At 73.2% G+C, this 5156-nt stretch carries 5 protein-coding genes; 3 read left to right on the forward strand and 2 right to left on the reverse strand.

Annotated features, from left to right (window positions below):
• Both ACR807_RS40915 and ACR807_RS40920 read right to left on the reverse strand, forming a co-directional pair.
• Positions 1-152 (reverse strand): CsbD family protein (locus tag ACR807_RS40915; protein ID WP_438926935.1); only part of this gene is annotated, 152 nt, incomplete at its 3' end.
• Positions 153-204: 52 nt separating this feature from the next.
• Complete coding sequence (locus ACR807_RS40920) at positions 205-1773, reverse strand: glycosyltransferase family 39 protein (RefSeq protein WP_438926931.1); 1569 nt, start codon at positions 1771-1773, stop codon at positions 205-207.
• Positions 1774-1894: 121 nt separating this feature from the next.
• On the opposite strand from ACR807_RS40920, the gene ACR807_RS40925 reads away from it, so the two are divergent.
• The 3 genes from ACR807_RS40925 to ACR807_RS40935 all read left to right on the forward strand — a co-directional run.
• Entirely contained in the window at positions 1895-2341 is a 447-nt protein-coding gene (locus tag ACR807_RS40925; protein WP_438926932.1) for a helix-turn-helix transcriptional regulator, read from the forward strand.
• Between the two features lie 5 nt (positions 2342-2346).
• Positions 2347-2757 carry a VOC family protein gene (locus ACR807_RS40930; RefSeq protein WP_438926933.1) on the forward strand — a complete coding sequence of 137 codons (411 nt, stop codon included), beginning with the start codon at positions 2347-2349 and terminating at the stop codon, positions 2755-2757.
• Positions 2758-2782: 25 nt separating this feature from the next.
• The coding region (locus tag ACR807_RS40935) for an ATP-binding cassette domain-containing protein (RefSeq protein WP_438926934.1) at positions 2783-5156 on the forward strand (2374 nt) is incomplete at its 3' end.

A 5156-nucleotide genomic window follows, 5' to 3' on the forward strand; every position in this document is an offset into this window, starting at 1 on the left:
ACCTTCTCGCCCGCCTGCTTCAGGTTGCCCTTCGCCTGGTCGCCCTTGCCCTCGGCCTCCAGGTCCTGGTCGTCGGTGGCGTCGCCGAGCGCTTCCTTGCCCTTGCCCTTGAGCTCGTCGACCTTCGCGTCGATCTTGTCGTCAGCACCCATGGCCACGGCATACCCGCGCACCCGGAGGCGAAACCCGCTCACGACCACCGGCTCACCGCAGGTGCCGGATGCGGGGCCAGAGGTCGGCCCACGGCTCCACGAGCCCCTCGCACAGCCACACCCGGCCGCCGCGCTCCTTGTTGTCGACGCCCTGCTCGTTGTCCGTCGCGGCGACCTCGCGGAGCGCGCGGCAGGCGTCGGGTGCCCACTCGGGCGGGCCGGGCCGGTTCCCCGGCCGGACGAGCAGCGCCGAGGTCGCGGTGTCCGGCGGGTGGCCCCAGTCGCCGTAGCCCCGGTAGCCGCTGTGCACCGCCGGCAGGCCCAGGTCGCGGCCGTAGCGCTCCAGGGCCGCGGCCTCGCCGAAGTTCTCGGTCACCACCGCGGTGCGCTCGCGGTCGGGCAGCGCCCGGTGGACCCCGGCGACGGTCCGGGCCAGCTCGGGCCAGCCGAACTGCTCGGCGGTGAGCCCGTTCAGCTCGGTGACGGGGATGGCCGACAGCCGGTCCACCGGCACCACCGGGAGCGCGAGCGGCACGATGAACGCGGCCGACGCGACGCCCGCCACGCCCACCACGACCTTGCGCGCACCGAGCCCCTTCTTGCCGGCGCCGTTCTTGTCGGCCCCACCCTTGTCGGCCCCGTTCTTGTCGGCCCCGCGCCGCAGCCAGCCGTCGACCGCGAGACCACCCGCGGCGAGCAGGGCCGGGTAGGCCCCGAACAGGTACATCGGCGACCCGGCGGCGGCGACGAACACCACGACCAGCAGCAGCCACGCCACGCCCAGGAACCGGAACGGCCGGGCGTCGGGCGAGCGCAGCAGCCGCACCAGGCCCGCGACCCACAGCGGCACGAGCAGCGGACCGACGTAGAGCAGCTGCGCGGGCAGGAACGCCAGCCGCACGCCGTTGCCGCCGTTCTCGCTGATGACGCCCGCCATCTCCAGCTGCGGCCACCCGTGCTCGAACTGCCACAGCAGGTTCGGCGACCACACCAGCAGCGCCAGCAGCGCCCCGGCGGGCAGCCACGGCCCGCGCAGCACCGCGCGCGGCCCGACCAGCGCCAACCCGACCACCATGCCGGCCGCCACCACCGCGACCTGGTACTTGTTCAGCAGGCCCACCCCGAGCACCGCGCCGGCGACGAGCAGCAGCCGCCGGTCACCGGTCCGCACCACGCGCACGGCCAGCCAGGCGAGCGCGGCGGACAGGCAGATGTCGATCGTGGTGGTGTGCAGCATGTGGCCGGGCACCAGCACCGGCCCGGACACGGCGGCGGCGAGGACCGCGAGGATCTGCGCCCGCGCGCCGCCGCCCATCTCCCGGGCGGTCAGCCCGACGAACAGCACCGTCGCCCCGGCGGCCAGCGCGGCCGGCGCCCGCAGCGCCACCAGGGAGTCCGGCGCGACCGAGTCCGCCAGCCGGGCCAGGAACGGCGTCAGCGGCGGCTGGTCCGGGTAGCCCCAGGCGAGGTGCCGCCCGGCGGCGAGGAAGTACAGCTCGTCACCGTGGTAGCCGTAGCCGCCGGCGAGGGCGACCAGCACCGCCGCCACCGCGACCGACACCCACACCACCCCGTGCGACAACCGCGTGCGCGGCACGTCCACGCCCGAGAACAACGCCATCACCGATCCCCCAAGATCTCAGCAGGACTCGAAAACTAGGCCGCCGCGAGGACTCGCACGATGGGGCGCGCACCAGGAACGGGGGTGGGGCCACCACCCCCGTCCGACGTACGATCGCGCGGTGACGAGCACAGCCGCCGCCGCCCACCTGCGCGACCTCGTGCGGTTGCGCCGCGTCCGCGACCGGATCGACCGGGAGTACGCGCAGCCGCTGAACGTCGAGGCGCTGGCCCGCGGCGCGAACATGTCGGCCGGGCACCTGAGCCGGGAGTTCCGGCGCGCCTACGGCGAGTCGCCGTACAGCTACCTGATGACGCGGCGCGTCGAGCGGGCGATGGCGCTGCTGCGCCGCGGCGACCTCGGCGTCACCGAGGTGTGCTTCGCGGTCGGCTGCTCCTCGCTGGGCACGTTCAGCACCCGCTTCACCGAACTGGTCGGCATGTCGCCCAGCGCCTACCGGCGCGAGGCGGCGCGGGCCACCGCCGGGATGCCCTCCTGCGTCGCCAAGCAGGTCACCAGACCGGTCAGGAATCGAGAAGCGCCGGCCACCGCGCCGGAACTAGCGTGATCGACATGGACATCACCATCCACGAGACCTTCCTCCCGCAGGACGACCCGGCCGCCGCCCTGGCCTTCTACCGCGACGCCCTCGGCTTCGAGGTCCGCAACGACGTCGGCTACAACGGGATGCACTGGATCACCGTCGGCCCGGTGGGCCAGCCCGGCACGTCCATCGTGCTGCACCCGCCGGCCGCCGACCCCGGCGTCACCGAGGACGAGCGCCGCACCATCACCGAGATGATGGCCAAGGGCACCTACGCCGCCGTCAACCTGGCCGCGACGGACCTCGACGCCGCCTTCGAGCGGGTCCGGGCCGGCGGGGGCGAGGTCGTCCAGGAGCCGACCGAGCAGCCGTACGGCGTGCGCGACTGCGCCTTCCGCGACCCGGCGGGCAACCTCGTCCGCATCAAGGAACTCCGCTGAGAACCGCCCGACCCGAGGAGACGCGATGAGCACGGCCACCAGGGCGGCGGACACGCGGCGGGGCACCCCGCACGCCGCCGACAGCCACGACCTGATCCGCGTGCACGGCGCGCGCGTGAACAACCTCAAGGACGTCAGCGTCGAGATCCCGAAGCGCCGCCTGACGGTGTTCACCGGCGTCTCCGGCTCGGGCAAGAGCTCCCTGGTGTTCAGCACGATCGCCGCGGAGTCCCAGCGGATGATCAACGAGACCTACAGCGCCTTCGTGCAGGGGTTCATGCCGACCCTGGCCCGACCGGACGTGGACGTGCTCGACGGGCTGACGACCGCGATCATCGTGGACCAGCAGCGGCTGGGCGCGGACCCGCGCTCCACGGTCGGCACCGTCACCGACGCGAACGCGATGCTGCGCATCCTGTTCAGCCGGCTCGGGCAGCCGCACATCGGCTCGCCGCAGGCGTTCTCCTTCAACGTCGCCTCGATCAGCGGCGCGGGCGCGGTGACCGTGGAGCGCGGCGGGCAGAAGACGAAGGAGCGGCGCAGCTTCAGCGTCACCGGCGGCATGTGCCCGCGCTGCGAGGGCCGGGGCTCGGTGTCCGACATCGACCTCAGCCAGCTCTACGACGACTCCAAGTCGATCGCCGAGGGCGCGTTCACCATCCCCGGCTGGAAGTCCGACAACTTCTGGACGGTCCGCGTCTACGCCGAGTCCGGTTTCCTGGACCCGCACAAGCCGATCCGGGAGTTCACGAAGAAGGAGATGCGGGACTTCCTGCACCGGGAGCCGACCAAGGTGAAGGTCGAGGGCGTCAACCTCACCTACGAGGGGTTGATCCCGAAGATCCAGAAGTCGTTCCTGGCCAAGGACAAGGAGGCGATGCAGCCGCACGTCCGGGCGTTCGTGGACCGCGCGGTCACCTTCGCCACCTGCCCCGGGTGCGACGGCACCCGGCTCACCGAGGGCGCGAGGTCGTCCAAGGTCGCCGGGATCAGCATCGCCGACGCCTGCGCGATGCAGATCAGCGACCTGGCCGAGTGGGTCCGCGGGCTGGACGAGCCGTCGGTGGCGCCGCTGCTCACCACGCTGGGCCGCACGCTGGACTCGTTCGCCGAGATCGGCCTGGGCTACCTCTCGCTCGACCGCCCGTCGGGGACGCTGTCGGGCGGCGAGGCGCAGCGGGTCAAGATGGTCCGCCACCTCGGCTCCTCGCTCACCGACGTCACCTACGTGTTCGACGAGCCCACCGTCGGCCTGCACCCGCACGACATCCGGCGGATGAACGACCTGCTGCTGCGGTTGCGGGACAAGGGGAACACGGTGCTCGTCGTGGAGCACAAGCCGGAGACGATCGCGATCGCCGACCACGTCGTGGACCTCGGCCCCGGCGCGGGCACGGCGGGCGGCGAGGTCTGCTACGAGGGCACCGTCGAGGGGCTGCGGTCGAGCGGCACCACCACCGGCCGCCACTTCGACGACCGGGCCTCCCTCAAGCAGGGGGTGCGCACGCCCACCGGGAAGCTGGAGGTCCGCGGCGCGTCCGCGCACAACCTGCGGGACGTGGACGTCGACGTGCCGCTCGGCGTGCTCGTCGTCGTCACCGGTGTCGCGGGCTCCGGCAAGAGCTCGCTGGTGCACGGCTCGATCCCGGCCGGCGCGGGCGTGGTGTCGGTCGACCAGGGCGCGATCCGCGGGTCGCGGCGGAGCAACCCGGCGACGTACACGGGGCTGCTCGACCCGATCCGCAAGGCGTTCGCCAAGGCCAACGGCGTGAAGCCGGCGCTGTTCAGCGCCAACTCCGAGGGCGCGTGCCCGGCCTGCAACGGGGCCGGTGTCGTCTACACCGACCTGGGGATGATGGCCGGTGTCGCCACCACCTGCGAGGAGTGCGGGGGCAAGCGGTTCGACGCCTCCGTGCTGGAGCACCGCCTCGGCGGGCGCGACATCAGCGAGGTGCTCGCGATGTCGGTGACCGAGGCCGCCGGGTTCTTCGGCGACGGGGAGGCCCGCACGCCGGCCGCGCACGCCGTCCTCACCCGCCTGGTCGACGTCGGCCTCGGCTACCTCAGCCTCGGCCAGCCGCTGACCACGCTGTCCGGCGGCGAGCGGCAGCGGCTCAAGCTGGCCACCCACATGGGCGAGAAGGGCGGCGTCTACGTCCTCGACGAGCCGACCGCCGGCCTGCACCTGGCCGACGTCGAGCAGCTGCTGGGCCTGCTCGACCGGCTGGTCGACTCCGGCAAGTCGGTCATCGTGGTCGAGCACCACCAGGCGGTCATGGCGCACGCCGACTGGATCATCGACCTCGGTCCGGGCGCGGGCCACGACGGCGGCCGGGTCGTCTTCGAGGGCACGCCCGCGGACCTCGTCGCCGCCCGCTCCACCCTCACCGGCGAGCACC

Source organism: Saccharothrix sabaoui (genome assembly GCF_051756985.1).
Classification (GTDB): Bacteria; Actinomycetota; Actinomycetes; order Mycobacteriales; family Pseudonocardiaceae; genus Actinosynnema.

Excerpts from the sequence above, each read along its gene's own strand:
- ACR807_RS40920 (WP_438926931.1), bottom strand. The coding sequence starts at position 1,773 with ATGGCGTTGTTCTCGGGCGTGGACGTGCCGCGCACGCGGTTGTCGCAC.
- ACR807_RS40930 (WP_438926933.1), top strand. The coding sequence starts at position 2,347 with ATGGACATCACCATCCACGAGACCTTCCTCCCGCAGGACGACCCGGCC.